Source organism: Arthrobacter sp. AL12, assembly GCF_029960645.1.
Lineage (GTDB): Bacteria > Actinomycetota > Actinomycetes > Actinomycetales > Micrococcaceae > Arthrobacter.
The window spans coordinates 1-1050 of the sequence record NZ_JASBQY010000044.1 but is presented as its reverse complement, the minus strand read 5'-3'; the positions used below and the strand labels follow the sequence as shown (position 1 = coordinate 1050).

The 1050-nt window shown below is 64.9% G+C and carries 1 protein-coding gene; it reads right to left on the bottom strand.

Annotation, left to right across the window (positions count from 1 at the left end):
• Positions 1–895 (bottom strand): twin-arginine translocation signal domain-containing protein (locus QK291_RS18980; protein WP_282384405.1); only part of this gene is annotated, 895 nt, incomplete at its 3' end.
• Positions 896–1050: the final 155 nt, after the last annotated feature.

Sequence of the window (1050 nt, the reverse complement as noted above, 5' to 3'; positions counted from 1 at the left end):
GGGGCAGCGCCCGGAGCTCCTCCAGGGTGAAAGACCGGCTGGACCCACCGGAGCGCACCAGGAGCGCCCAGGCCGGGGACTTCGCCAGTTCGGTCACCTTGGCATCGGCCGCGGTACGGTTCACCGGCACCCCTTGAGGGCCGGTCCCCATCTTGCGCGGGGCGAACAGGTTCGCCGGCGCGAACCAGGAGAACGACTGTCCCGACGTCGTGACGACGACAGCTCCGGTCCCGGCCGCGACAGCCGTCAAGAACCCCCGCCGGGACCAGCGGCCGGGATCCGTTGCCCCGGCGTCGGATGAGGGCCCGACCCCGGAAGTAGCGGGGTCCTTCGCGGCCGGGCCGCCGACGGCGGGATCCCTTGACGATCGCCGACGCCAGTGAGCGGCAATGGCCGGGAGTTTGACGGCAATGTGCAGCAGCAGCGAGCCCCAGATCACCCACGCCAGCCAGTAGTGGGTTTCGCGGAACGGAAACGGCCACGGATACCACTTATAGGTATTAATCAGGCCGGTGGTCAGCTGCAGCAGCGACGCGGCGATGAACAGGGCAATGGAAGCCCGCTCAAGGCCGTGTACCAGGGACTTCACCGGCGGCCACGTCAGCAGTTCCGGATAGACCGACCAGAGCTTCGCCAGCAGCAGCGGAATCGCGGCGATACCTGCCGTCACGTGCAGTCCCTGCGTGAGCTGGTAGATCCACACAGGGCTGGTGGGAAAGAACATCCACGAGGGCGGATTTTGAAGTCCGTGGCTGAAAAGGCCGGTAACAAAACAGATAGTGAAAGTGATCCCGAGCCAGCGGCCCAGGACAACGGTCAGACGTGTGCTGCGTGTCGGCGAGGCAAACTTCACTGCCAACGCCTCGGTGATCTTCTGCCCGTCAAACTTCTGCATGTCTGGATCACTGCACCATTCCGTGGCCGCCAGGGACCACTCTAACCTCGAACCGAAACGCCACGGACCCCCAAGGTCCGTGGCGTTCTCGGCTATTCCTGGTGGGTGTTACTTGGTGTTGACGGTGATCTTGGCGATGCCGACGAGCATGTCGG